The organism is Actinomycetospora straminea (assembly GCF_028737255.1).
GTDB classification, from domain to species: Bacteria; Actinomycetota; Actinomycetes; order Mycobacteriales; family Pseudonocardiaceae; genus Actinomycetospora; species Actinomycetospora straminea.
Genome location: NZ_JAQZAN010000003.1, coordinates 50877 through 76986 on the forward strand (window position 1 = coordinate 50877; position 26110 = coordinate 76986).

At 71.9% G+C, this 26110-nt stretch carries 25 protein-coding genes and 1 tRNA gene; 21 read left to right on the plus strand and 5 right to left on the minus strand.

Features of this window, described 5'->3' with window-relative positions:
* The first annotated feature begins 121 nt into the window (after positions 1 to 121).
* Positions 122 to 595, plus strand: a complete 474-nt coding sequence (locus PH190_RS05625) for an NUDIX domain-containing protein (RefSeq protein ID WP_274230513.1) — start codon at positions 122 to 124, stop codon at positions 593 to 595.
* Here the strand turns inward: PH190_RS05625 and PH190_RS05630 are convergent.
* Entirely contained in the window at positions 592 to 1194 is a 603-nt protein-coding gene (locus tag PH190_RS05630; protein ID WP_274230514.1) for an HD domain-containing protein, read from the minus strand. The two genes, PH190_RS05625 and PH190_RS05630, sit on opposite strands and share 4 nt — an antisense overlap.
* A 332-nt stretch (positions 1195 to 1526) precedes the next feature.
* Here PH190_RS05630 and PH190_RS05635 point away from each other — a divergent pair, with 332 nt between their 5' ends.
* A complete protein-coding gene (locus PH190_RS05635) occupies positions 1527 to 4601 on the plus strand; it encodes an N-6 DNA methylase (protein ID WP_274230515.1) in 3075 nt (1024 codons plus the stop codon).
* Positions 4602 to 5178: 577 nt separating this feature from the next.
* On the opposite strand, the gene PH190_RS05640 is transcribed toward PH190_RS05635, so the two are convergent.
* Positions 5179 to 6426, minus strand: coding sequence for a rep family protein (locus tag PH190_RS05640; protein ID WP_274230516.1), 1248 nt, complete (start codon positions 6424 to 6426; stop codon positions 5179 to 5181).
* A gap of 287 nt (positions 6427 to 6713) precedes the next feature.
* On the opposite strand from PH190_RS05640, the gene PH190_RS05645 reads away from it, so the two are divergent.
* From PH190_RS05645 to PH190_RS05710, 14 genes are all read left to right on the plus strand, one after another.
* Positions 6714 to 7049: a hypothetical protein gene (locus tag PH190_RS05645; RefSeq protein ID WP_274230517.1), complete on the plus strand. Its 336-nt coding sequence runs from the start codon at positions 6714 to 6716 to the stop codon at positions 7047 to 7049.
* 489 nt (positions 7050 to 7538) lie between these two features.
* Entirely contained in the window at positions 7539 to 7739 is a 201-nt protein-coding gene (locus PH190_RS05650; protein WP_274230518.1) for an ANTAR domain-containing protein, read from the plus strand.
* A gap of 265 nt (positions 7740 to 8004) precedes the next feature.
* The gene (locus PH190_RS05655) at positions 8005 to 8178 is read left to right on the plus strand and encodes a hypothetical protein (RefSeq protein WP_274230519.1); all 174 of its coding nucleotides are present in this window, start codon (positions 8005 to 8007) and stop codon (positions 8176 to 8178) included.
* Positions 8179 to 8312: 134 nt separating this feature from the next.
* Positions 8313 to 8400, plus strand: a tRNA-OTHER gene (locus PH190_RS05660).
* A gap of 243 nt (positions 8401 to 8643) precedes the next feature.
* Positions 8644 to 8910: a metal-sensitive transcriptional regulator gene (locus PH190_RS05665; RefSeq protein WP_274230520.1), complete on the plus strand. Its 267-nt coding sequence runs from the start codon at positions 8644 to 8646 to the stop codon at positions 8908 to 8910.
* Positions 8911 to 9045: 135 nt separating this feature from the next.
* Positions 9046 to 10455, plus strand: a complete 1410-nt coding sequence (locus tag PH190_RS05670; protein ID WP_274230521.1) for an MBL fold metallo-hydrolase — start codon at positions 9046 to 9048, stop codon at positions 10453 to 10455.
* Positions 10456 to 10569: 114 nt separating this feature from the next.
* Positions 10570 to 11355, plus strand: coding sequence for a sulfite exporter TauE/SafE family protein (locus tag PH190_RS05675; protein ID WP_274230522.1), 786 nt, complete (start codon positions 10570 to 10572; stop codon positions 11353 to 11355).
* A 22-nt stretch (positions 11356 to 11377) separates the two neighbouring features.
* Positions 11378 to 11740, plus strand: coding sequence for a rhodanese-like domain-containing protein (locus tag PH190_RS05680; RefSeq protein ID WP_274230523.1), 363 nt, complete (start codon positions 11378 to 11380; stop codon positions 11738 to 11740).
* On the plus strand, positions 11737 to 13443 hold the full coding sequence (locus PH190_RS05685) for a multicopper oxidase domain-containing protein (protein WP_274230524.1): 1707 nt from the start codon (positions 11737 to 11739) through the stop codon (positions 13441 to 13443). Before PH190_RS05680 ends, PH190_RS05685 begins: the two co-directional genes overlap by 4 nt.
* 119 nt (positions 13444 to 13562) lie before the next feature.
* Positions 13563 to 14618, plus strand: a complete 1056-nt coding sequence (locus PH190_RS05690; RefSeq protein WP_274230841.1) for a zinc-binding dehydrogenase — start codon at positions 13563 to 13565, stop codon at positions 14616 to 14618.
* A gap of 142 nt (positions 14619 to 14760) precedes the next feature.
* On the plus strand, positions 14761 to 15285 hold the full coding sequence (locus tag PH190_RS05695; RefSeq protein ID WP_274230525.1) for an ester cyclase: 525 nt from the start codon (positions 14761 to 14763) through the stop codon (positions 15283 to 15285).
* Between the two features lie 129 nt (positions 15286 to 15414).
* Positions 15415 to 16296 carry an ABC transporter ATP-binding protein gene (locus PH190_RS05700; protein ID WP_274230526.1) on the plus strand — a complete coding sequence of 294 codons (882 nt, stop codon included), beginning with the start codon at positions 15415 to 15417 and terminating at the stop codon, positions 16294 to 16296.
* On the plus strand, positions 16293 to 17276 hold the full coding sequence (locus PH190_RS05705; protein ID WP_274230527.1) for an ABC transporter substrate-binding protein: 984 nt from the start codon (positions 16293 to 16295) through the stop codon (positions 17274 to 17276). Before PH190_RS05700 ends, PH190_RS05705 begins: the two co-directional genes overlap by 4 nt.
* Before the next feature lie 5 nt (positions 17277 to 17281).
* Positions 17282 to 19372 carry an iron ABC transporter permease gene (locus PH190_RS05710; protein ID WP_274230528.1) on the plus strand — a complete coding sequence of 697 codons (2091 nt, stop codon included), beginning with the start codon at positions 17282 to 17284 and terminating at the stop codon, positions 19370 to 19372.
* A 57-nt stretch (positions 19373 to 19429) separates the two neighbouring features.
* Here the strand turns inward: PH190_RS05710 and PH190_RS05715 are convergent, their stop codons facing one another.
* Both PH190_RS05715 and PH190_RS05720 read right to left on the minus strand, forming a co-directional pair.
* Positions 19430 to 20821: a serine/threonine-protein kinase gene (locus PH190_RS05715; protein WP_274230529.1), complete on the minus strand. Its 1392-nt coding sequence runs from the start codon at positions 20819 to 20821 to the stop codon at positions 19430 to 19432.
* A 62-nt stretch (positions 20822 to 20883) separates the two neighbouring features.
* Positions 20884 to 21372 (minus strand): ATP-binding protein, encoded by a 489-nt coding sequence (locus tag PH190_RS05720; protein ID WP_274230530.1) that lies wholly within the window; start codon positions 21370 to 21372, stop codon positions 20884 to 20886.
* A 706-nt stretch (positions 21373 to 22078) separates the two neighbouring features.
* On the opposite strand from PH190_RS05720, the gene PH190_RS05725 reads away from it, so the two are divergent.
* From PH190_RS05725 to PH190_RS05745, 5 genes are all read left to right on the plus strand, one after another.
* The gene (locus tag PH190_RS05725) at positions 22079 to 22654 is read left to right on the plus strand and encodes a hypothetical protein (RefSeq protein ID WP_274230531.1); all 576 of its coding nucleotides are present in this window, start codon (positions 22079 to 22081) and stop codon (positions 22652 to 22654) included.
* 155 nt (positions 22655 to 22809) lie between these two features.
* Entirely contained in the window at positions 22810 to 23775 is a 966-nt protein-coding gene (locus PH190_RS05730; protein WP_274230532.1) for an NAD-dependent epimerase/dehydratase family protein, read from the plus strand.
* A 126-nt stretch (positions 23776 to 23901) separates the two neighbouring features.
* Positions 23902 to 24267 carry a hypothetical protein gene (locus PH190_RS05735; protein WP_274230533.1) on the plus strand — a complete coding sequence of 122 codons (366 nt, stop codon included), beginning with the start codon at positions 23902 to 23904 and terminating at the stop codon, positions 24265 to 24267.
* Positions 24268 to 24274: 7 nt separating this feature from the next.
* Positions 24275 to 24559 carry a chorismate mutase gene (locus tag PH190_RS05740; protein ID WP_274230534.1) on the plus strand — a complete coding sequence of 95 codons (285 nt, stop codon included), beginning with the start codon at positions 24275 to 24277 and terminating at the stop codon, positions 24557 to 24559.
* Positions 24560 to 24681: 122 nt separating this feature from the next.
* Positions 24682 to 24939: a hypothetical protein gene (locus PH190_RS05745; protein WP_274230535.1), complete on the plus strand. Its 258-nt coding sequence runs from the start codon at positions 24682 to 24684 to the stop codon at positions 24937 to 24939.
* A 77-nt stretch (positions 24940 to 25016) separates the two neighbouring features.
* On the opposite strand, the gene PH190_RS05750 is transcribed toward PH190_RS05745, so the two are convergent.
* Positions 25017 to 26060: an alcohol dehydrogenase catalytic domain-containing protein gene (locus PH190_RS05750; RefSeq protein ID WP_274230536.1), complete on the minus strand. Its 1044-nt coding sequence runs from the start codon at positions 26058 to 26060 to the stop codon at positions 25017 to 25019.
* Positions 26061 to 26110 lie beyond the last annotated feature (50 nt).

The following is a 26110-nucleotide window of genomic DNA, read 5'->3' on the forward strand; positions in this document are numbered from 1 at the left end:
GACCTGACGTCCAGCCTGGTTGGTCCTAGTGGTCGGCGCCGAGCAAGGTTCAGGAGCTAGCCACCCGCGCACCGTGTGGTTCCTAGCCAACATCTCCCCGCCTCCGAGGGATGATGGCCCCATGGCTCGCATCGACTACTACGACGACCCCGAGGCACCTCGGGCCAACAGCCTCGTCCCATCCGTGACCGCTGCGGTGCGAGACAGCGAGGGGCGCCTCCTCTTGATTCACAAGATCGACAACGACCGTTGGGCGCTGCCAGGAGGAGGCATGGACCTTGGGGAGTCGGTGACCGAGGCCGCGGTTCGCGAAGTCGAGGAGGAGACCGGCGTCCGCGTCGAGGTCACCGGGCTCGTTGGCATCTACACCGACCCCGGCCATGTCATGGCCTATGACGACGGTGAGGTCCGCCAGGAGTTCTCCGTGTGCTTTCACGCGCGCGTGATCAGTGGCGAGCCGCGCCAGGACGACGTCGAGACGAAGGCGGCCAAGTGGGTGGACGTCGCGGTCGTTCCCGAGCTCGACATCCATCCCTCAATGCGCCGGCGCATCGACGCAGCACTCAGGGCAAGCAGCGAGCCCGAGATCGTTTAGCCAGCTCGGAGCCGGGAGCTGGTGCGATCGATCGCGGCCTGAATCGACGGCTGTGCCTGCGACATCGCTCGTCCGACGATCGAGTCCGAGTCGTACCGAGCGAGAATCTCGGCGAGACGCTCGGAGTAGTCGAGTTCTTCGCCCCGGGGTCCGGTCGTCATGTCCGCGGTCCACAGTGCGTCGGGTACAGGCCCTTCCTCGCGCGGCCACTCCTCGAGATCAGCTTCGAGGCCCCTCTCTGCGGCTTCGAACGTCGCCGCCGAGTGGTGAGCGACAAGGCCGCACAGCCGCGGTGAGTGACCCTTGGCAGCCAGGTATCGGGCGCCGTCAACAGGGTGGAAGCCGGTCTGGACGAGGTCGGGTGCGTACCCAAGATCGTGCCACCAGGCCGCCACGACGAGTAACTCACGGTCCGACTGGGGTACAGCGGGCGTCAGCTCCTTTGCGCGAGCCGCAACCTTGACCGTGTGCAGGTACCGGTCGCCAAGCGGTGCCAGCAACTCGAAGGCCAGAGCAGCAGCGACGTCGCGTGCAGTCTTGCCGGAAGCGTTCACGTCCTCGGTACCTCGAAGATCAGGCCCACGAGCATCGTCCAGCACACACCACACGGTAGCCATCCCGTGCTCCCCACCGACCGGTCCGATCGCGGACGTGCAACCGGGAGCTCCGCAAGGGTCGAGGGCTACGGACGAGCGGCGGCATCGGCGCAGCGTGCTCGACGATGACTTCGTCAGCAACCTCATCGCCTCGACGGTCAGCGTCGGAGCCGCGTCCAGGTCAGCCACCCCATCTTGCATCGCGCAGGCCATCGACGGCGTGGCCCCGTTCCGCCGCCCCTACGACGCAAGCATGTCGCTGCCGTTCACGCCGCGGCTTGCGCTAAATCTGAGACCGCCCCACCTACCTGGTCGAGGACCGATACCCTCCCCTCGTGCGCGACCTCAAAGACCTCACCGCTGACATCGCACGTCGGGTTCCGGGGCGTCCCGAGGCGGAACTTCAGGCCGACATTCGGGAGTTCTTGCTGAGGTCAGGTCTCAATCTGAGCGACACTCAGGTGCTCGACGTGAACATGGAAACGCAACTGGGTGACGCGACGAGGCGCCGAATCGATGTTGAAGTTGGCAATCTAGTAATCGAAGTCAAACGCGATCTGTTGCAGGCAGGAGTTCGGGAAGAAGCGATAGAGCAACTCGCGGGGTACGTCGCGTCCCGCACTCAGAAGATGAAGTCTCGTTATGTCGGCGTTCTGACGGACGGTCGTCTCTGGTCTCTCTTCTACCTCGATGGCGAGGAATTAGAGGAGATCGCGAACTTAGAGCTTGTGGGCCCGCCTGAAGGTGACTTAGAGAATCTTCGTGTCTGGCTTGAAACCATCCTCGCCACGGTCCGCGACATAGCTCCTGTACCGGAGGAGATTCACCGGCGCCTGGGGGCTAGCTCAAACTCGCACAAGCTCGATCACGCAACCTTGGCGAGTCTCCTACACGCAAGCCAGTCGCCCGACGTTGAGCTGAAACGCCAGTTGTGGGCGACACTCCTACGCACCGCCTTCGGGGCGAACTTCGTCGACGATGAGCGCCTATTTATCGACCACACTTTGCTGGTCCTCTCGGCCGAGATCATTGCTCATGCGGCGTTGGGTTTCGACGTCTCCGATCCCTCGCTAACTCCGGAGGCGCTGGTCCGCGGCGACGCATTCGCGGACACACTCATCTACGGTGTCGTCGAACAGGACTTCTTTGACTGGGTTCTCGATGTCGAGGGCGGCCGTTCGTTCGTGGCATCTCTGGCTCGACGGCTGTGGCGGTTCGATTGGGCGAGCGTCGAGCACGACGTCCTCAAGGTTCTTTATGAGTCTGTGATCCAGCCCGAGGAGCGTCGGAAGCTCGGCGAGTACTACACACCGGACTGGCTAGCAGATCGAACTGTGGAGAAGGTCCAAGGCGAGAATCTAGAGCAGCGATTGCTCGACCCTTCTTGTGGCTCCGGAACGTTTCTATTCCACGCGATCAAGAATTACCTGGCGCACGCAACAGAGGCTGGTCTTTCATGCGAGGACACGCTCTCAGGTCTGACGTCAAGAATCATTGGCATCGATGTACACCCAGTCGCGGTAACACTCGCACGAGTCACCTATCTACTCGCAATAGGGTCGGGGCTTCTTAACGACGACGAACGCCCCGCGATCGCGATCCCCGTCTATCTCGGAGATTCTGTCCAATGGGACCAGCGAACTGACATACTCGGCAGCGATAAGGTGAACGTGCCAACTGCCGGGGACGACCTCGTCGACACCGGTCAGGGCGCGCTCTTCGGAGATGCTTTGGAGTTCCCTCGTTCGATTATCGCCGACGCGCGGTCTTTCGACTTGCTCGTGAACGAGATGGCCGAACGGGTCCAAAAGTACGACGGGAAGGGCGATTACCCACGCCTCGCGCCCTTGATTCGGAAGTACGGCGTTCACGAAGCCGATGTCGAAATGCTCACTGCCACCTTTCATACTTGGTGTCAGCTCCAGGCCAGAGGCAGGAACCACATTTGGGGGTACTACGTTCGGAACCTAATTCGTCCACTTTGGCTTACTGAGCCTGCGAACAAGGTCGATGCGCTCGTCGGTAACCCGCCGTGGCTTCGGTACAACAATATGCACTCGAACATGCAGCAGCGCTATAAGGAGATGTCTAAGGATCGCGGACTGCTTCAAGGCGGTCTGGGTGCCTCAGCGCGCGACTTGTCGTCTTTTTTCGTTGTTCGGTGCGTCGAGTTGTACCTTGAAGAAGAGGGTAGGTTTGCCTTCTTGATGCCGCGCGCTGCTCTCTCGCGTAAACCGTACTCTGGCTTCCGTTCAGGTCGCTGGGCTTCGTCTCAAGCCGGCCTGCTTGCAGCGCGCTTCGATACTGCGTGGGACCTAGATGGTGTTGTCCCAAATATCTTTCCGGTCCCAGCCGCCATGGTCTCAGGCACCTATAGCCCCAATCGTCCGCGAAGACTCTCCAGCGAAGTACTCGTCTGGTCGGGGCGGCTCCCGGCCGTAGCGGTCTCGTGGAAGGACGCGGAGGATCACCTCAGCATCACTCCAGGGGACATCTCGTCGACAACGCAAGGTGATCTCGATTCCGGCTCGAAGTACCGAACTAGATTTCGAGATGGCGCAATTCTATATCCGAGATATCTCCTTTTCGTTGAAGATGCGCCATCTGGACCGTTTGGTGCGGGCAAGGGACGGAAAAAGGTCCACTCGCGCCGGAGCGTGCAAGAGAAAGAGCCCTGGAAGCTGCAGCCTTCGCTCACTGGAACAGTCGAACGTCGATTCGTCTTTAAGGTTCATCTCGGCGAGACGATCGCACCTTTCCGTGCCTTGGAGCCGCTCGCTGCGGTTCTTCCTTTGCGCAACGATAAGATTATGGATCGCACTCAGATCGAGGACTACGCGGGCCTCAACACGTGGTGGGAAGAGGTGGAGGCGGCCTGGAAGGCTAATCGCGCCAAGACAGAACTCAACGACTTGGTCGATCGGATGGACTACCACAAGCAGCTGAGCTCGCAGCTGCCAGCGCCGTCCAATCGCGTGGTCTATTCCAAGGCTGGCAATAGCCTCTCGGCAGCCAGAGTCTCGGACTCTGAGTGCATCATCGATCACAAGCTTTACTGGGCCGCAGCCAGTAGTGCTGAGGAAGCTCACTACTTGGTCGCAATCCTGAACTCGCAAGCCCTTCTAGAGCGGGTGGCGCCGCTGCAGTCGAAAGGTCTCTTTGGGCCAAGAGATTTTGATAAGAACGTCTTTCGCGTAGCGATCCCGATATTTAGCCCGCTCGACGAAGATCACATTGAGCTTGCACGCGTATCAGCTGAGGCGGAGGAACTCGCCTTCCATGTCGAGATTAACGACAAGCTCACGTTCCAGGCCAATCGACGAAAGGTCCGAGAAGCTTTGACGGAAGCTGGGCTCGACGAACAGATCGAGAACCTCGTACGGCGTGTGGTTCCCTTTCCGGCGACGTAGCCACCTAGCATCGAGAACGATGGTGGTGCATCCTGGGACCGAGTCGGTAGCGTCGGCGTGACCCTGAGCCAGGCGGAACATCGCACCGATGGGCGGCCGGCCGTGGCTCAATGGGGGGTCTCGCTGCGTGGGCAAGTTGATGCGGTTCGGGGCCAAGTCGCCACCGGGAGTAGCTATGAACGCGACGTCGGGACCTGATCGGCGACCGAGGGGACCTCACTCAGAGCGAGGAGCACCAACGGAGCGGTCGGTGCCCTCGCCGAGAAGCACATCGGAGATTTACGGAGTGACCCACGAGCAGGTGGTCCGAGCACGCATGGCAGTCGCTCGCAACTCCGTGGACACCGACGACTGCCGCGCGCTGCTTGACATGCTTGGGCTGATCGGCGCGGGCGGCGATGCACCGCCCGTGCAGCACTAGCGCTCTCGGCGCGCGAGCGCCAGCGTCTTCGGGTGCGATGAAGATGGGGGAACCCGGACGAGCGTGGGGGAACCCGGACGAGCGGGAGGGACGCCGCTCGGCCGGGGCATCCCTAGGCTAGACGGCATTAGCCGACGATGCCGATTTCATGAGCGCCTAAGGCATTTTGCCCAAAGGTGGCCGCTCTGTCTCGTGCGTCCAGGCAAGGCCACGGATGGTTAGCCACGCCTTCGCCGCAGGTATTCCACCAAGCTCAGCGATACGCATCAGCTCAGCGCCTAGCTCTCCACGTTCCAGCGCATCCCACGTATCCATCGTCAACCCGAGACGTAGGTCGGCGTCGAGGTCCTCGGAAGCGATGTCCTCGTCCATGGGCTCGGCGCCGAGCCCGGCGAGCTTGCGCAGGTCCCGCGCGCCAATGGACCAGGTGAGTTGACGGCGGCCCTCTGATGCCTGTTCCCACTCCCACCATCGCGCCAGCGCGGATTCCTCGGAGGTGTCGACCGCGTCGGCGAGGAGCTGCATGGGGGTCCGCCCACCGGCGCGGCGGCCTTCCTTGCGGTGTGAGCCGGTGACTTCGTGGGCGATCTTGGTGAAGTAGTCGGCCAGGTCACCGTCGCCGAGCTGCACGCGTCGCAGGTCCCAGCCGTGTTCCTCCGACGCGTCGAAGCCCTTGCGCTCCAGAGCGGCCCGCCAGCGGGTGAACATGCGAGCGCCGACGCTGGCCGCGACGAGTTCGGCGGAGACCTGCTCGCCGAAGCAGAGCAGGGCGTGGATGTGGACGTGCCAGCCGTTGTCGCCGTCGGTGACCTCCACGACCCGCGCCCACCCGAGTAGCCCGCCGAACAGCTTCTGGTCGGCCTGCCACACCCCGCCAGAGGTGACCCGTGCCCACGCGTCGGATAGGACGTCCCAGCACCCGCGGGCGTGGCGCAGGGTCTGCTCCTCGATGGCCTCGGCCTCGGCTTCGCGTTCGTCGAAGTCCCAGTGGTTCGCGTTGGCCGCTTCGTAGAGCGAGCGGTTCTCCTCGAGGCAGCGCAGCCGGGCCCGCTCCTCCTTGCTCAGGCCAAGTCGATCGCCCCGAGCGTGGCGCATGGTCAGCGTCAGCAGGAACGCCGAGCCACCGGCTTCGTCGACTGCCCGCATCACCTTGGACAGCTCGTCGGCGCGGCGGGTGGCGATCTTCGCGGCGCACTGCGGGCACGCCCACACGGAGCCGCATGACGCCAGGCCTGAGTAGCCGGCCGACCGGGACCCGTCGGTGTTCGTCGTGACCGCGAGCGTGACCCCGCCGTCGGGATCGAGCGGTGTGCCGCAGTTCCGGACCCTCCGCAGGGTGGTGATGCCGCGAAGCTGCGACCGACGGGCCCACCGGCCTTCACGGCGATGTTGGGCCATCGCCACTCGCTCCGCGGGTGTGAGCCGTTCGTTCGGTTCGCGACGCGTCCGGGTCCTGTGAAGACCTGTTCGCCCATTACCGAGAGCCGGCCGCGTCATCGCACACCACCAGCGGTGAGGGCCGGCGCTGCCGCGCCGGTGCCCGGCCCCTTCGGGCCGGGCACGCTTCCGCTCCTGTCTCCGACCCGCGGCGCGCGCCCGACCCGGGGGCCGGGCCAGGGCACAATGGCGACGGCCTCCACCACGGCGGGGTACGACTCACGACGCGCCCACCATCGCCACAGGGACAGCTCATGACCCTCTCGCAGACAGCCAGCGCTCACACCGCACTGCGCGAAGCGACGCAGGCCCTCAGCGTCCGCCGCGACGACGGCGACACCGAGCTCTCGGTCACCGACCACCAAGCGCTGGCCACCGATCTCGCCGACACCCTCGACGCCATCGCCAGCCTGTTGCGCTCGGTCGGCGTCGGAGTCCAGGCGGACGGCACGGGCCACGGCTTGCCCGCTGTCGCTGAGTACGTGGACCGTGGCGCGCTCATGGCCCGTCGGGCCAGCGGTAACCAGGACGGAGACGTCCCAGAGGCGGCGCACCTCGACCCTGAGCGCTGCGGTACCGCGGACGACTGAGCGGTCACCTGCCCTGTCCATCCGGCAAGCACGCCTCCGGCGGCCAGACGCTCCGCCCTGGACCAGGGCACCGACCTCAGGAGAGCCCCCTCCAGCGACGATCTGAGGGATAGGGGAGTGGTTGTGGTCGGGGCGGGGACTCACCCACGACGGCGCGCCCGAGGGCTGCCAGACCGCCCGCACGGCCGCAAGCGCCACCAGGCACCAGACGCGCCGGCCATCGACGACGGGGGCGCTTGCACCCGCACGGGCGGCCCGGCAGGGCAGAGCCCGCGCCGCCGAGGGAGAGACCCCGACGCCGGTCCGCGTCCGTAGGGACCGAACGAATGCCCCATGCGGCGTCACCGTAGTCCGTCTGTCACGCTGGGGTGGACGGATAACGAACTCACCGTCCCAGAACGGGGCAGCGGTCAACCACACGGCCGGATCGTGAGCAGCGCGAACAGCGGTCCCGGGTGCGGTCAGTCTCGGGTCGCCGGGAGGCCGCCCGTGTCCGACACCGCCGCTGGGCAGGTACTGCCGCCTCATGCGATCACCAGCGCCACCGGCATCCTCATGGAGCGCTACGACTGCACCGAGGACGACGCCACGGAAGTCCTCATCGACTGGTCGCTCCGCACCGGTGTCGGCCTGACCGACGTCGTCGCCTGGCTGATCAAGGACGCCAGGAGCGTCCCGGCCGGCAGCTGACCCCAAGCCCGGTCGCCCACCCTCGGCACTCAGACCCTGGGCCCGCCGAGGGTCCGGCGACCGCACGGGATCCCACAGCGTCGGCTCACACCAGACGCCGACCGCCGGTGCACCACCCGAGCCGGCTCGAAGCTCACACCAGCAGCTTCGCGGGCAGGCCCCGTGCCGAGCATCCCCCCGCTTCGGCGCGGGGCCCGTCTCGCCTCCGCCCCGCCGTGGGTCGTGGCGGTCCGTGCCCCGAGCGCGACCCCGACGAGGAGACTCCATGCCCGAGCTCGGCCACCCCGGCGACGTCGACGACATCGACACGCCACCAGTCGGTGTCCCGACCCTGTCTGGATGGCTGCGAGACCGGGATGTGGTGGAGCTGGCGGGCGTGGCCCGCGATGCCCGCCTCGTCGGAGGCTCCTTCGGGCGCCACCTGCGCGAGCGCACGTAGCGCCCGTCCGACAGGGTGATCCACGCGGACTCAGGGCAAGATCGGCCCACCGCATATCCACCGGAATCGTCCCGCTCGCGTCCCGAGGTGCCCGGCAACAGCGAGAGGTGCAGCCAGACGTTGGTGCAGCTCAGGCCGGGCGTACGAGACTCACCGTGTAGTCGGGAGAACTCATCGACGAGATGCGAAAGGTCCGGGGTTCGATTCCCCGCGCCGGCTCCAGGTCAACGGCGGTGCTCCCGTCGTGATCCCTGCGGTGACAGCAGCGGTTCACCCCGGGCGTCCCTTCTCCCGCAGCGTGGTCAGCTCGGCGCTCTCGCCCGAGACGGGCACGGCCGAGGTCGCACGGTCGCAGCACCACCGAGCCGGTCGGTCGTGAGGGGCGACACTTCCGTCCGGGCATACCCCCTGGGGTACCTTGGTTGTACGGGATGCCGACCCGGACCGACGGAAGAGGAGCTCGCCATGCAGGTGCAGGCCACCGAACTCACCGATGTGGTTGCCCGCCTGCGTCGCGTGGAGGGCCAGATCGCCGGGATCGTGCGCATGATCGAGGAGGGTCGCGAGTGCAAGGACGTCGTCACGCAGCTCGCGGCGGCGTCCCGCGCCCTGGACAAGGCAGGCTTCAAGATCATCGCCACCGGGTTGCGGCACTGCATGACCGAGAACGACGACGGGGAGCGCGCCGTCGACGTCGCCGAGATGGAGAAGCTCTTCCTCTCCCTGGCCTGACCAGGCCACGAGACGTCGTACAGCGCTCCACGAGCAGGACGACCGACGAGCCGGGGCGTTCGACCTCCACGGACGCCCCGGTCGACGAGGACCGATCCAGGAACGGTAGATACCCTACCGGGTAGGGAACCCAGCATGATCGACGTGCAGACCATCGCCACGACGAGCCTCGGTGACCGCAGCTATCTCGCCCACGACGGCGACGTCGCGCTGGTCGTCGACCCGCAGCGCGACATCGACCGGGTGTTCGCCCTGGTCGAACGGCTCGGGGTGCGGATCACCCACGTCGCCGAGACCCACATCCACAACGACTACGTCACCGGCGGGCTCGAGCTCGCGGCGCGCACCGGCGCGGCCTACCTCGTCGACGCCCGCGACCAGGTCGGCTTCGAGCGCACCCCGGTCACCGAGGGCGAGGACATCGCGATCGGGTCGATGCGGCTGCGGCCCCTGGCCACGCCGGGCCACACCCACCACCACCTGTCCTACGCCCTGATCGACACCCAGGCCGACGACTCCGGCGCCGTGGCGGCGGTGTTCACCGGCGGCTCGATGCTCTACGGCACCACCGGTCGCACCGACCTCGTCTCGCCCGACGACACCGTCGAACTCACCCACGCCCAGTACCACTCGGTGCGCCGGCTGGTCGGCGAGCTCCCGGCCGACGCGGTGGTCTACCCGACCCACGGGTTCGGCAGCTTCTGCTCGGCCACCCCGCCCTCGGGCGAGGCGTCCACCGTCGGCGACCAGCGCACGGCCAATCCGGCGCTGACCCAGGACGAGCAGGAGTTCGTCGACACCCTGATCGCCGGGCTCGGTGCCTATCCCGCCTACTACGCGCGGATGGCGCCGACCAACGCCGCCGGACCCGCCCCGGTCGACCTCTCGGCCCCCGAGCCGGTCGCGCCCGTCGAGCTGCGCACCCGCCTCGAGGCCGGCATCGCCGCCGGGCAGTGGGTGGTCGACCTGCGCGAGCGCACCGCCTTCGCCGCCGGGCACCTGGTCGGGTCGTTGAGCTTCCAGCTCGCCCAGCCCTTCGTCACCTACCTGGGCTGGCTCCTGCCCGACGACGCGGAGCTGACCCTGATCGGTGAGACCAGCGAGCAGGTCGCCGACGCCCGCCGCGAGCTCGTGCGCATCGGCATCGACCGCATCGCGGGCGCCGCCACCGGCCCGGTCGACACCCTCGCCGACGACGCCCCCGTGGCGTCCTACCGTGTGTGCGACTTCGCGGGGCTGCTCGACCGCGACCCGTCCGCGGTGGTCGTCGTCGACGCCCGCACCGAGAACGAACGCGCCGGCGGCGGCGTCGCCGGGTCGGTGCACATCCCGCTGCACGAGATGCTCGCCCGTCGCGAGGAGGTTCCCGACGGCGAGGTGTGGATCTACTGCGGGTCGGGCTATCGCGCGTCGGTTGCGGCCTCCCTGCTCGCCGCAGAGCCCGGCCGCGACCGTGAGCTCGTCGTCGTCAACGACGACTGGCCGAACGCCGCCGAGTCCGGTCTGCCCATCGCGCACGACCGGACATCCGTGCCGGTCGGCTGACACCCGACCCTCCGGCAGCGCTCGGGCGTCCCCGGCCCCCCACTGCTCGAGCGCCGGGGTGGCCCGGCCCCCGGGTCGGGGCCACCCCACCTTCCGCGTGACGAGAGGACTGCGATGACCGGGCTCGCCGCGCTGTTCGGCGCCGTGATCGGTGCCCTGCTCGGCCTGGTCGGCGGGGGCGGCGGCATCCTCGCCGTCCCCGCCCTGGTCTACGGGCTCGGGTTCCCCGTCTCCGCCGCTGTCCCCGCCTCGCTGGTGGTCATCGGACTCACCTCCGCCGTCGCGGTCGCACCGCGGGTCCGTCGGGAGGTCAACTGGCGACTCGCCGCGATCGTCGGAGCCGCCGGCATCCCCACCGCGCTGCTCGGAGGTGTGGTCAACCACCGCCTCGACCAGGACGTGCTGCTGGTGGTCTTCGCCGCCATCATGATCCTCGCCGCGGTGCGGATGCTGCGCGGCACCGACGAGACCGGCGGGGTGTGCGACCTGCCCGACGGCGGGGTCGCCTGGCGGCGCTGCCTGCCCCGCGCGATGGCGACCGGGCTGCTGGTCGGGTTCCTGACCGGGCTCCTCGGGGTGGGCGGCGGGTTCCTGCTGGTGCCCGCCCTGATCATCGCCCTCGGGCTGCGGACCCCGATCGCCGTGGCGACCTCGCTGGTCATCATGGTGATCAACTCGGCGGCCGGGCTCGTGCCCCATCTCGCCTCCGGGGGCCTCGCCGCCGGGATGGACTGGCCGGTCATCGCCGTGTTCGCCCTGGCCGCCTTCGTCGTCTCCCTGCCCGCCGGCCGACTCGCCCGCCGTGTCCCCGCCGCCGTCCTGCGCCGCGGGTTCGCCGTGCTGGTCCTGCTCGTCGCCGCCGGCGTCACCACCCGGTCCCTCACCACCCTGATCGCCTGACCCACCGACCGAAGGAACATCGATGACCACCATCCGCGAGATCACCGTCGACGACCTCGCCGCCGCGCTCCGGGACTCGGACCCCCCGATGCTGCTCGACGTCCGGGGCCACGCCGAGTACGCCACCGGCCACGTCCCCGGCGCCGTCAACATCGCCCTCGACGAGCTCCCGGAGCGCCTGGGCGAGCTGCGAGGCAGCGCGCAGATCGCGGCGATCTGCCAGTCCGGGCGACGCAGTGCCCAGGCGGCCGAACAGCTCGGAGCCACCGGCATCGACGTGGTGTCGGTCGCGGGCGGGACGAGCGCCTGGGTCGAGTCGGGCCGTCCGACCCTCAGCGGCCGGCGACCGCCGGTTCAGCCTCACCCGGAGGAGGAGTCGTCATGATGGGTTCCCTGCCGATGCTGGGGTGGCTGTGGCCCTCCCTGATCGTGATCGGGCTGGCCCTGATCGCCGTCGCCACGGTCGTCCTGGCACGTCGCCGGCACGGGTCGGCGGCGCCCCGTCCGTCGACCGCCCGCGAGCTGCTCGACGCGCGGTACGCCCGCGGCGAGATCGACGACGACGACTATCAGCGCCGACGACCTGCTCCGATGACCGGGCGCCCCCGTTCCGGCGGTCGGATCAGCCGCCGACGAGCACTCGGGCTGCTCGGGCTCGGCGCCGCCGCGGTCACCGTCGGCACCACCGGGTGGGCGACCCTCGGGACCACCGGCACCACGCGTCCGAGCTCCGACCTGCCCACCGGTGAACCGCTGGCGCCACCGCCCGAACTCGCCAGCCGCCAGGGCCGGCTCGACGTCGCACTGACCGCAGCACCGGGCGCGTCCCTGGCCGGACGACCCGCCTCGAGCTGGGGGTACAACGGCTCCAGCCCGGGCCCCACCCTGCGGGTGCGGCCCGGCGACGTCCTCGCGATTCGATTGCGCAACGGACTCGACCAACCCACCAACCTGCACACCCACGGCCTGCGGGTCTCCCCCGAGGGCAACTCCGACAACCCGTTCATCCACATCGCGCCCGGCGAGACGTTCGACTACCGCATCGCCATCCCCGACAGCCACCCCGCCGGCACGTTCTGGTACCACCCCCACGCCCACGGCGACGTCGCCGACCAGCTCTTCGCCGGCCTCGCCGGAGCCCTCCTCGTCGACGACGCCGGCGAGCCCGCCGTCACGGCGGACCGGGTCCTGCTCATCACCGACACCACGCTCACCAGCGCCGGCCCCGCCGCCGCCGACACCGCGTCGCGCATGGTCGGCCGGCAGGGTGAACTGTTGCTGCTCAACGGCCAGCACCAGCCCGTCATCCCGGCCACCACCGGCGACCTGCAGCGTTGGCGACTGATCAACGCCACCACCTCACGCACCCTGACCCTGCACCTCGACGCCCACCAGCTGGCCCGCATCGCCCTCGACGGGAGCACCCTGCCGACCGCCACCATCGGCGACACCGTTCGGCTCGCCCCGGGCAACCGCACCGACGTCCTCGTCCGCCCGGACCGACCCGGCACCGTCGCGCTCACCGCCCACACCGAGCCGCGCCGCGCGATGGGCATGATGGGCGGGGCGGACACCGGAGGGGAGACCGAGGTCCTGGCCACGCTGGCGACCAGCGGCCCCGCCCGGGCTCCGAGCGCGCTGCCCACCTTCCCGGCCGGGCCCGCGCCCGACACCGGCGCGACGTCCCGCGCTCGCCAGCTCGCGTTCACCATGGGCATGGGCAGCGGGATGGGCCCGGGCGGGACGGGGTCGAGCGGCCAGGGCATGACCTTCGGCTTCGACGGTCGCGCCTACGACCCCGTCCGGACCGACCAGACCGTGGCCCTGGGCGCCATCGAGGAATGGACCGTCACGAACCCCACCCCGATGGCCCACCCGTTCCACCTGCACGCCTGGCCGGTCGAGGTCCTCGCCGACAGCGCCGGCACCCCGACCACCGGCACACTGCAGGACGTGGTGCTCGTACCCGCCCGCGGCTGGGCCCGGCTACGCATCCCGTTCACCATGATGCCGGGTCGCAGCGTCTACCACTGCCACATCCTCGATCACGAAGACCTCGGCATGATGGCCACCATCGCCGTCAGCTGAGCCGCAGCTCCACGCGATCGCCGGCGGCACCTCTGCCTGGACCGAAGCCGGCCGACCGACGAACTCCATCTGACCGTTCGGTTGCCTGGGAGGGACGGGCCGTGCACGACGACTCCACGATGACCGCCGCGGTCCTCACCGCCTTCGGCGGGCCGGAGGTCCTGGTCGTGCGGGACGACGTCCCGATTCCGCTCCCGGCGCGGGAGCAGGTCCGGGTACGAGTGAGCGCAGCGTCGCTGAACAACACCGACCTGTGGACCCGTGAGGGGAGGTACGGGACCGCCGAGGACCCCGACGCGCAGGCAGGCTGGCTCGGGCCGATCGCGTTCCCCCGCATCCAGGGCGGAGACGTCGCCGGGGTCGTCGACGCCGTCGGGGAGCACGTGGGTTCCGAGCTCATCGGGCGCCGGGTGCTGGTCGACCCCGCCCGCTACGCGCACGCCGGACCCGACGCGCCGATCGTCGCGGTGCTCGGTAGCGAGTTCGACGGCGGGTTCGCCGAGTACACCGTCGTCGACGCCGCACGCGTTCACGACGTCACCGGATCGCCCCTCACCGACGAACAGCTGGCCTGCTTGCCGATCGCGTCCGGGACAGCCATGGGGATGCTGGAACGCGGCGGGATCACCGCGGGCGAGACCGTCGTGGTGACAGGGGCATCCGGCGGCGTCGGGCTGGCCGTGGTCGGACTCGCCGCTGCCCGCGGAGCCCGTGTCACCGCGATCACCGAGCACGCGAAGGCGGGGCTGATCGAGGAGGCCGGCGCAGCGAAGACCGTGGACCGCTCCGAACGCGGTGGAGACGTGGTTGCGGCGGTCCGAGCAGCTCACCCCGATGGGGTCGATGCCGTGGTCGACGTCGTCGGCGGGGATCAGCTCGCACGCCTGATCGATGTCCTCGCGCCCGGTGGGCGGGCCGTCGTGGCCGGTGCCGTGGCCGGGCCGGTCGCCGAGATCGACCTCCGCCGGCTCTACCTGCACAACCGGCAGCTCATCGGCTCGACGATGCACACCGCAGCGCACTTCGCAAGACTGGTGGACCACGCCCGCGCGGGCGACGTCCGCCCTCGGGTCGCCGCACGACACGCCCTCGCCGCGATCCACGAGGCCCAGGCCCAGTTCGTGCGTCGCGAACACGTCGGCAAGATCGTGGTGCTTCCGGGGCCCGCAAGCTGATTCACGGTCCAGCGCGTGATCCCCACGCCGGGGAGCACCGTGCGTGGCGCATCGGGCACCCGCGGAAGTGGCGCCTGACGGCCGATGCTGCGCCGGTCGGGCTCGGGCACGCTGGTCCTCCTCGTCGAGACGGGAGCCACGGATGGACGCCACGAGCGCGAACCCCACCGGTGACAAGGCCACGTGCATCCGGGCCATGGAGCTGATGACCACGGGCACGGTCGACGACTTCGCCGAGGTCTACGCGGCTGACGCGCTCGACCGTGAAGCCGACGACCACCCCCCGCTGCGCGGGCCGCAGGGCCTGCACCGCAGCGCGGTCCGGCTGCGGGAGGCCTTCGCCGACATGCACTGGGAGGTCCACCGCGCCGTGCAGGACGGCCCGATCGTCGTCCTGCACACGACGATGAGCGGGCGGCAGCAGGGGACGTTGACGGCCTACGGGCCGGACGGCGCGGTCCGTGCGGTCTTCCCGTCGCGCGGCCGGTCGTTCGCCGTGACGCAGACGCACTGGTTCCGGATGGAGGGCGGCATGATCGCCGAGCACTGGGCGAACCGGGACGACATGACGATGGGCCGCCAGCTCGGCTGGATCCCGCCGACACCCGCCTACATCGTCAAGATGGTCCGGGCCCGCCGGCAGGCACAGCGGGCGACGAAGGTCTGACCCGGGGTGCGAGCTCGCCGACGGGCCTGATGCCGCCCGTGAGGTGACAGGGGCCTGCTCACCCCCCGACGAACCGTCCTTCTCGGACCGTCTGGCACGAATCGGGCGAGGTGAGCCTATCCTTCCCTCGTGCCCGACCACGCCGACGTGCCGAGCCGGACGACCGACCCGTCCGTGCGGGTCGAGGGCACGGACCTCGAGCTGGGGTACCGCGACCGCACGGTGGTCCACGGCGCCGACATCGCGCTGCGCGCCGGGCGCGTCACGGCCCTGGTCGGTCCGAACGGCAGCGGCAAGTCCACCTTGCTGCGGGCGCTCGCGCGCCTGCACCGACCCGACGCCGGCTCGCTGCGTCTGTCGGACGAGGACTCGGAGCCGGTCGACGCGCTGAGCCTCGGTCGCCGCGACTTCGCCCGCCGGGTCACCCTGCTCGCGCAGAGCCGGCCGACCCCCGCCGGGATCACCGTCGCCGACGTCGCCGGGTTCGGGCGGCACCCCTACCGCGGGCGCTGGAGCGGCGGGGACCCCGAGGGCCCCGCGGCCGTCGAGCGAGCGCTGAGCGTGACCGGCCTGACCGACCTCGCCGACCGGCCGGTCGACGAGCTCTCCGGCGGACAGCTCCAGCGGGTGTGGCTGGCCTCCTGCCTGGCACAGGACGCCGACGTCCTCCTCCTCGACGAGCCGACGACCTTCCTCGATCTGCGCTTCCAGGTCGAGATGCTCGACCTCGTCCGTGACCTGGCCGACGAGGGCGGCGTGGCCGTCGGGCTCGTCCTGCACGACCTGGACCAGGCGGCGGCGGTGGCCGACGAGGTCGTGCTGCTCGCCGACGGGCGGGTGCGGGGCTGTGGCCCTCCCGCGACCGTCCTCACCGCCGATCTGCTCAGCGACGTCTACGGCATCCCCGTCGACGTCGACCACGACCCGCGCACGGGTGCCCTCCGCACCCGGCCCGTCGGACGGCACCCGGCGCGCGTGCCGGTCGCCGCCCCCGGAAGAGGAGTGCCATGAGCCGTTCCCCGATCGTCGTCCTCGCCTGGGTGCTGGTCCTGCTCGGGCTGGCCGCCTGCGGCACGACCGAACCCGCCTCCGGCGGCGCCCGGTCCCCGAGCGCGCCGACCGGCGGTGAGATCGCCCTGACCGACGCACGAGGTCGGCAGGTCACCCTGCCCCGGCCCGCCACCCGCGTGGTCACCCTCGAGTGGAACGCCACCGAGCACGTCGTGTCCCTCGGCGTGATGCCGGTGGGCGCGGCGGACGTCGCGGGTTACGGGAACTGGGTCAAGGCCGCCCCGCTCGACCCGTCGGTGCGCGACGTCGGTGTGCGCGGCGAGCCCAGCGTGGACGCGATCGCGGCGCTGCGGCCCGACCTCGTCGTCGCCACCGACGAGCTGCCCGAGGGCGCGGTGGCGCAGATGGAGGCGTTCGCCCCCGTCCTGTTCCTCCCCGGCGGCGCGGTGGCCGACCCGATCGGGCAGATGAAGCGCAACATCGAGCAGGTCGGCCGCGCGCTGGGCAAGGACGCCGAGGCCGCGGCCCAGGTCCAGCAGTTCGACGCGCGCCTCGCCGAGGGCCGCGACCAGCTGGCCGGCCGCGCCGGGCAGCGCTTCGTGTTCGCCGACGGCTACGTCGAGGGCGGCCAGGTCTCCATCCGCCCGTTCACCGACGGCTCGCTCATCGGCGCCGTCACCACCGGGCTGGGCCTGACCAACGCCTGGACCGAGCCGGGTGACGCCACGTACGGGCTCGCGCAGACCGACGTCGAGGGACTCACCCGGGTGGGCGACGCCACGTTCCTCTACATCGTCAACGACGCCGACGGCGGCGACCCGTTCCGCAACGAGCTGTCCTCGAACGCCGTGTGGCAGTCGCTGCCGTGGGTGCGCACCAACCAGGTGGACCGCCTGCCCGACGGCATCTGGGTCTTCGGTGGGCCGGTCTCCATGCAGCGCTACATCGACGCCACCGTCGACGCGCTCAACCGGGCGTAGCCGCGGTGACGTCGGTCGCCGACCCCGCCCCGCCGACGGCCCCCGCCCCGACCCGCCCGTGGGGGGTGACGGGGGTCGTCGCGGCCGGCGTGCTCGCCGTCGTCGTCCTCGCGGCGGTGCACGTGCTCCAGGGGACGGCCACGGTCGGGATCGGCGACCTCCTGGGCCTGCTCGTCGGCGACGACGCCGAGCAGGCGGGCGCCGTCGTCGTCGCCTCGCGGGTGCCGCGGTTGCTCGCGGGGCTGGTGGTCGGGGTGGCGCTCGGCGTGGCCGGGGCGGCGATGCAGTCGCTGGCCCGCAACCCGCTCGCCGCCCCCGACACCCTCGGCGTGGACGCCGGCGCCTGGCTCGCGCTCGTGGTCGTCTCGGTCGTCGGGGTCACGCTGCCGATGCCGGTGGCCGGCGGCATCGCCTTCCTCGGCGGACTCGTCGCCGCGGCGCTCGTGCTCGCGCTCTCGTCCGGCGTGGGGTCCGGGCCGACGCGGCTGGTGCTCGCCGGCTCGGTGATCGGGCTCGCGCTGGAGGCCGTCGCGATCACGTGCATCCTGCTGTTCCGCGAGCAGACCACCGGCCTGTTCGCCTGGGGCAACGGATCCCTCGCCCAGTACGGGACGTCGGGCCTCGCCGCGATGGTCCCGGTCGTCGTGCTCGCGACCCTCGGGCTGCTGGCCATGTCCCGCCGACTGGACCTCCACGCGCTCGGTGACGACGCCGCCGCCGTGCTCGGGGTGGACGTGCGGCGGGTCCGGCTGGTCACGGTGCTGCTCGCGGTGCTGCTCGCCGCGGCCGCGGTGACCCTGACCGGCCCGCTCGGGTTCGTCGGGCTCGCCGCGCCCGCTCTCGTGCGGCTGCTCGTGCCGGTCGTTCCCGGACTGGCGCGCCACCGCGTGCTGCTGGTGGTGTCGGCACTGTCCGGCGTCGTCGTCGTGCTCGGCGCCGACGTGCTGGCCCGGCTGACCCTCGGGGCCCAGGTCGGCGGGGTGGAGCTCCCGACGGGCACGGTGACGTCGTTGTTCGGCGCGGCGTTCCTCGTCTGGCTCGCCTCCCGGTTCCGCTCGTCGGGTCCGACGCGAGCCGCGCCCGCCGCCCGGTCCGCCCGCCGGCGTGGGCGCACCGCGCTCGTCGTCGTCCTGGTCGCCGCGGGCGCGGCGACGCTGGTGGCCGCGACCGGCGGGGTCCTGCTCGGGGACGCGAAGCTGCTGCTCGGCGACGTCGCGAACTGGCTCACCGGGCGGTCCGGCCCGGTCGTGACCTCCGTCCTCGACGCCCGGGTCCCGCGCGTCCTCGCCGCCCTGGCCGCCGGCGCCGCGCTCGCCGTCGCGGGGACCGTCATCCAGGCGACGTGCCGCAACCCGCTCGCCGAGCCCGGCATCATCGGCGTCACCGGCGGGGCGGGCCTCGGAGCGGTCCTCGCCATCACCCTCGCGCCGACCGCGGGCGCGACCGGCGTGGCCGTGGCCGCCTTCGCCGGTGCCGCCGGCGCGACGGTGCTCGTGTTCGGCCTCGCCGCGCGCAGCGGCCTGGACTCCGACCGGCTCGTCCTGGTCGGCGTGGGGGTGTCGGCGGCGACCGCGGCGCTGACCACCCTCGTCATCGTGCTGTCCGACCCCTACAACGTCGGCAAGGCCCTGACCTGGCTCTCCGGCTCGACCTACGGGCGCTCGGCGGCGGACGTGGTGCCGGTGGCGATCGCGCTGCTGCTCCTCGGACCCCTGATCTGGCGGTCGCGCCGCGAGCTCGACCTCGTCGCCGTCGACGACGACACCCCGCGCATCGTCGGCGTCCACCTCGAGCGCTCGCGACCGTGGCTGCTCGGCCTCGCGTGTCTGCTGACCGCGACCGCGGTGGCGGCCGTCGGCGTCATCGCCTTCGTCGGGCTGGTCGCCCCGCACGCCGCGCGGGCGCTCGTGGGCGCCCGCCACGCGCGGGTCCTGCCGGTGGCCGCGCTGCTCGGGGCGCTGCTCGTCTCCGTCGCCGACACCCTCGGGCGCACGGTCATCGCGCCCGGTCAGCTGGCCGTCGGTCTGGTCACCGCGCTCGTCGGTGCGCCCTGGTTCGTGTGGCTGCTGTGGCGCTCCCGGGCCGCCACGCGGTGACCCACGCGGTGGGACCCGCCTCCGGCGCGGGTCCGTCCCGCCGCCGCCCGGGACGGCTCAGTTGCCGCGGCCCCGGCCCTCGCCGCCGCCCCCGCCGTTGCCCTTCTTCTTCCCGGGGCCGTCCTGGCCGCCGTTCCCCCGGCCGTCCTCGCGGTCGGCGGGCCCCTGCCGGCGGTCGCCGTCGACGGTGTCCGCCGTCGAGGCCGGCGCCCGCCGCTCCGACCGGGTCGGCGCCGCCGCGGCGACCTCGGTGAGCGGCGTCGAGGTCGCGGTGCTCGGGGCGGGCACGATCGGGGGCGCGGCGAGCGGGAGGGCCGGGGGCGCCTGCGCGAGGGCGGCCGCGGGCGGCGGCGGCGACGGCTCGGGGCTCGACCCGCTCACCAGGGAGACCAGCCCGGCCACGCCGAGGAGCCCGGCCAGCCCCGCACCCGCCACGACGCGGCGCGAGGGCCGGAACCAGCCCGCCATCACGACGCGGTGGCGCCCGGCGCCCGGCGCCGTGGGCTGCGTGCTCCCGAGCACCGCGTGGTCCCCGCCGTCGGGGACCCCGATCGCTGCGGCTCCGGCCGGGCCCGGCCGCTCGCCGTCCTCGATCGTGGCCGCCGTGGCGACGTGCTCGACCTCGTCCCCGAGACGGCGCGCGGCGGTCCGCGCCGTCGGGCGTCGCACCGGATCGAGGTCGAGCAGGGCGCGCAGCACGGTGCCGAGCCGCCCGGTCGCCGCGAGGTCAGCGGTCCCCGCCGGTCCCTCGAGAGGGTCGTCCGCCTCGGGTCGGGGAGGGGCGCCGGTGAGCGCGGCGTGGAGGGTCGCGCCCAGGGAGAAGACGTCGGCCTTGGCCGTGGGCGCCGCCCCGAGGGCGAGCTCGGGGGCCATGTAGCGGGGGGTGCCGGCCACGAGGTGGCTGTCCGCGCCGAGGTCGGCGCCCATCACCGCGATCCCGAAGTCGGTCACCGTCACCGCGTCGTCGGGGCCGATCATGACGTTCGCGGGCTTGATGTCGCGGTGCACCACGCCGGTGCGGTGCATGGCGGCGAGGCCCTCGGCGATCTGCGCACCGATGCCGGCGACGCGCTCCGCGGGCAGCGGCCCGTCCCGGTCCAGCAGGTCCGCCAGCGACGGTGCGTCCACGTACTCCATGACCAGGCAGACCTCGCCGTCGAGCTCGGTCATGTCGTAGATCGCGGCCAGCCGCGGGTGGTGCAGGCGCGCGGCCACGCGTCCCTCGCGGTGGGCCCGGTCCCGGACCATCCGGGCCCGGGCCTCGTCGAGCGCCTGGCCACCGTGCAGCCGCTTCACCGCGACCTCGCGGTCGAGCAGCTGGTCGTGGGCCCGCCAGACCGACCCGGACCCGCCCCGTCCCACCGGGGCCAGCAGCAGGTAGCGGCCGGCCACCAGGCGTCCGGGCTCGATGGTCGCCGAGGTGCTCGGCACCGTCGTGGGCGTGGACATGGCCCTCCCTGACGAGATCGACGGTGCGGCTCCTGGGGACATCGCTCGTCGTGACCGTCCCGTTACCTCGCTGCGGGAGGCGGTCCGGGCGCGGGGGAGACCGGGTGCTGCAGGTGCACGGTGGTGCCCGACGACCGGGCGTCGATGTCGACCGTCGCGGCGAGCGCGCGGATGAGGGGCAGGCCCCGGCCGCGGTGCTCCTCGGGGGCGGAGCCCTCGCTCCGCCAGCGGCCGCGATCGCTCACGGTGGTGGTGACGGCGGCGTCGGCGAACTCGGACAGGAGCGTCATCGGGCCCGCGGGCCGGCCGCGGTAGGCGTGGTCGACGACGTTGGTGAGGGCCTCGTACACGGCGAGCACGAGGTCGTCGGTGAGGTCGCGCGCGAGGCCGAGGGCGGTCGTCCAGGCGCGGACGGTGCGGCGGACGTCGCCCGCGTGGTCGGTCGTGGCGCCGGTGCAGCAGTACAGGGTCCGGGCCGTGGGCACGGTGGGCACCGTGGGCACGGTGGTCCGGGCGACGACCAGCTCGCCGGGTGCGGAGAGCGCACTCATCAGGGGAGCGGGACGCGGTCGGTGCTCGGGCACGGGTGATCCTCCGGCGCCGGGTGGCGTCGTCCGGCGAGGGTGTGGTGGGGGCGGGGTCGCGAGGCGTCGGGGCTCGTGGGCCAGGAGCCCTGACCGGCTGGGGTGTCAACCGGCCAGGGCCTGGAGTCGACGGACGGGATCGGGACGAGCCCCACCCCGGACGACGACCCTCCCCCGGGGTGGAGCCCGGGGAGATCAGGGAGCGCACCGGCCCGGACCGAGCGGTCGCTCGGCCCGGGCCGTCTCAGACCCGGGGCGCGGCGCCCGCGGCGGCGTCGTCGGCGAGTCGGCGGGTCAGCGGGCGGCCGGGGGCGCCCTCGCCGGCGCGCGAGGTGTCGGACTCGGTGCTCATCGCACCCGCCATCTCCCGCCCGGGGCCGTCGCCCCCGTCGCCCCCGCGAGGTCGGCTCGCAGCCACCACGCAGCGCGACGAGCAGGTCTGACCTCGGCCGGCGCCGGGACCTCTCCCCGGGCTCATCGGCGCGGCCCTCGGTGGGGACCACTCGCGGCCTGTCGTCAGGGCGCTGGTCGCCGAGCGTACGACTTGTCCACCCGTGGCGCGAACCAGGGGGCCGCCGGGAGGCGTCGCCTGACCCCACCGGCGCATCCTGGGCACCGTGATGGTGACGATGAGTGACCAGTACCACACGATCGGGCTGCTACCGTCGCTGTCGTGGAGCACGGACGTGCGCGGGCAGCGACGACACCGTCGCGCGTGTGCTCGTGGGCGCTCGCGGCGTCCTCCCTCGCGGTCGTCGCGGTCGCCGGGACGTTCGACGTCCTCGCCGGCGAGCGGCCCGACCACACCCTGAGCCTGGTCCTCGTCGCGCTCGCCGTCGGCGTGCTGCGGTGGTGCCTGCGGGGCCGGCTGCGCGGGGTGTTCTTCCTGGTCAACGTCGCCGTGGTGGCTCAGCCCGTCGCCCACGGCGTCGGCGAGCTGATCCAGGCGACCGGGGGTCCGCTGCCGCACTCCCACGACGTGCCCGAGGAGCTGTCCGGGCTGACCGTGCAGCTCGCCGTGGCGCTGCTGGTCACCGTGGTCGCCGGCAGTGAGCCGATCGTGGCCGTCGTGGCCACCACGGTGATCACGGCGGCGGCCGTCGTCGCGCGCGTGCCCGTGGCGGTCCCCGGTGGCCCGGCGCTGCCGCCCTCGCGTCCGGACCAGCGGCGACCACCCGACGACGGCGACGCGTCCACGCGGTGCCGTCCCCGTCGCGGTCCGCCGCCGTCGCTGGGGCTCACCGTCTGACCACAGACCGCCCGGCACACTCGGGTGGCCGTGCGCCGCGTGCGCGGGCGCATCGCGGTGCACCCCGTCGGTACCGACCACGTCCACCGGCCCGACCGCGGGCCATGCTTCCCCGAGGCGCATCCGTACCCATGTCCCTGCCTGCACCACGTCCCGTGCCGCCCGTCCCGGCGCCCGCCCGGCCGGGTGACGACGCCCCGTCCGGCCAGCTCCGGGGGCGGCGCGTGCTCGTCACCGGCGCCACCGGCTTCGTCGGGCGCCACCTGTGCCGGCGCCTGCGCCGGCTCGGGGCCGAGGTCCACGCGCTGTCCCGCGACCCCGGGCCCCACGTCGCGACCCTGCCCGGTGTGACGTGGCACCGCGGCGACCTGGCCGACGAGGAGGACGTCGCCGCGATCGTCGGGCGCGTCCGTCCGGCCGCGGTGTTCCACCTCGCGAGCCTCGTCCAGGGCGACCGGGAGAGCGCCCTGGCGCTGCCGATGCTCGAGGCCAACACCCGCGCCGCGGTGGCCGTCATGACCGCCGCGAACGACGTGCCCGGGTGCCGGGTCGTGCTCACCGGCTCGATCGAGGAGCCGCGCGGCGACGAGCCGCCGGTCTCCCCCTACGCGGCGGCCAAGAGCGCGGCCACGGGCTACGCGCGGTTGTTCCACGCGCAGTGGGAGCTGCCGGTGACGGTGCTGCGGCTCGCGATGGTCTACGGGCCCGACCAGCCCGACACCCGCAAGCTCGTGCCCTACGTGTGCTCCTGCCTGCTCGACGGCACGACGCCCGCCCTGAGCAGCGGCACCCGGCCGATCGACTGGGTCCACGTCGACGACGTGTGCGACGCCCTCGTGCGCGCCGCGACCACGCCGGACGCCGCCGGCCAGGTCCTCGACATCGGGTCCGGGCAGACGTCCACCGTCGCCGAGGTGGTGCGCACCCTGGCCGACCTCGCCGGCCACGACGGGCCCCTCGGCTTCGGCGAGGGCGAGGACCGCCGCCTCGACCTCGCGCACGTCGCGGACCCGGGCCCGGCCGCCGCCACCCTCGGCTGGCGGGCCACGACGACCCTGCGCGACGGGCTCGCGCGCACCCTCGCCTGGCACGCGGAGCAGCGCACGCGGCCGGTGGCGTGACGCTCCGGGGCCTGCGTCCCCGCGCCTGCGGTGTCCTCGCTGCTCGCATCGGGTGAAGCTCGCCGCCGGGCCGCGGCGGCGGGGCCACACTCGGTCGCACGCGAGCGGCGACCCGAGGAGCGCCCGATGCCGATGATCGTGATGGCCCAGCCCATCCCGCCCGAGAAGTACGAGAAGTGGCGTGATGCGATCAGCTCGTTCGGCGGCTCGCGCAGCGAGGAGTACACCGCGGCGCGCACCCGGCAGGGCGTCTCCCGCCAAGGCGTCTTCGTGCACCACACACCCGAGGGGCCGGTGGAGATCATGGTCATGGAGTCCGACGACCCCGGGCGGACGCTCGGGCTCATCGCGACCTCGCAGGAGCCGTTCGACGTCGAGTTCCGCGAGTTCCTCATGGACGTCTTCGGTCTCGACCTGTCGAGGTCGCCGTCGGCACCGCTGCCCGAGCAGCTGCTCGACTGGACCGCGCCCTCGCGCGTGCCCGGGCCCTGAGGAGCCCGTGTCCCTCGACGAGGTCCGTGCCGCCATCGACCGCATCGACGACCAGATCGTCGTGCTCCTCGCGCAGCGGCAGGAGCAGGTCCGGGCCGCGGCCGCGTTCAAGAGCGACGACGCGGCGGTGCGGGCGCCCGCCCGCCGCGCGGCGGTGATCGCCCGGCTGCGGCAGCGGGCCGAGGAGGAGGGCGTGCACCCCGACGTCGTGGCCGCGACGTACACGGCGATGATCGACGCCTTCATCGCCCTCGAGCTGGGTGTGCTCCACGCGCACGAGCACCCCGGCTGACGCGTCGCGAGCGCCCCGAAACCCCCGCCACCCCATGGGATGAACCGCGCGGAGATCCGCTAGCGAGCCCCTGAGCTGCGCCGACGTCTCCCGCGAGCGCCGAGACTCCGCGGGGAGAGCACATGATCATCGAGGCACGCACCGTCGTCGACGGGCCGGTCGTCGTCGTCCCGGCGCCGCGGACACCGCCGGCGCGTCCCGTCGCGGCGCCGCCCGCGCCGGTCCGCGCGGCCGGCGAGCGCGGGCCGGATGGCCACCCGGAGGACCACCCGGACGTCATCGCCGCGCGGCTGGTGTCCCAGGCGGCCGTGGTGTCGTCGGTCGGACGGCTCGTGCTGTTGCTCGCCCTCGGCCTGGCGACGCTGGTCGTGCTGCTCTGAGCAGCACCGGGCCGCAGACGCGTCGGGCGCCGTTCCCGGGCAGGGGACCGGCGCCCGACGAGCGTTCCGCCCGCGGCTCAGGGCGTGATGACGACCTTGAGCGCGAGGTTCGCGGCCGCGTCGGCGAAGACCGAGTAGGCCTCGTCGATCTGGCCGAACGTGAAGCGGTGCGTGCCCATCTTCTCGGCCGGGATGCGGCCGGAGGCGACCATCTTCAGCAGGGTCGGGATGGACACGGTGTCGACGAGACCCATGGTCAGCGTGACGTTCGAGATCCACATGTCCTGCATCGGCAGCTCGACCGGGGTGCCGTGCACGCCGACGTTGGCGATCGTGCCGCCCGGGCGGACCAGCGACGCCGCGGTCAGCAGGGTCTCCGGGTAGCCGACGGCCTCGATGGCGACGTCGACCCCGAGCCCGTCGGTCAGCGCGACGACGTCGCCGACCGTCCCCGGCCCGACCTCGACGACGTCGGTGGCGCCGAACTCGAGTGCCTTCTCCAGGCGGAACTTGTTCGAGTCGATCGCGATGACCTTCGACGCGCCCCACAGGCCCGTGGTCAGCACCGCCGACAGGCCCACCGCGCCCGCGCCGACCACGGCCACCGTGTGCCCGGGCCGGACGTTGCCGGCGAGCACGCCGACCTCGTAGCCGGTCGGCAGCGAGTCGGCGAGGAAGATCGCCTGCTCGTCGGTGACCTCGGACGGGACGGCGTAGAGCGAGGTGTCGGCGTAGGGCACGCGGACGTACTCGGCCTGGGTGCCGTCGATGAGGTGGCCGAAGATCCAGCCGATGCCGCCGACCGTCTGGCAGTGCGACGGCATGCCCCGCTGGCAGTACTCGCAGCGCCCGCACTTGGTGATCGCGGGGACGAGCACCCGGTCGCCGACCGAGAAGCCGCGGACGGCGTCGCCCACCGCGGTCACCGTCCCGACGGCCTCGTGGCCGAGGATGCGCCCGTCGGTCACCGCGGCGACGTCGCCCTGCAGGATGTGCAGGTCGGTGCCGCAGATCGTCGTCGTCTCGACCTTCACCACCACGTCGGTCGGCTCCTGGACCGTGGCGTCGGGGACGTCCTCCCAGGACTTGTTGCCGGGACCGTGGTAGACCAGTGCCTTCATCGCCGCTCCTCGTCGCTCGCGCTGCCGGGCGGCCCGGCCGCTCCCCCGCG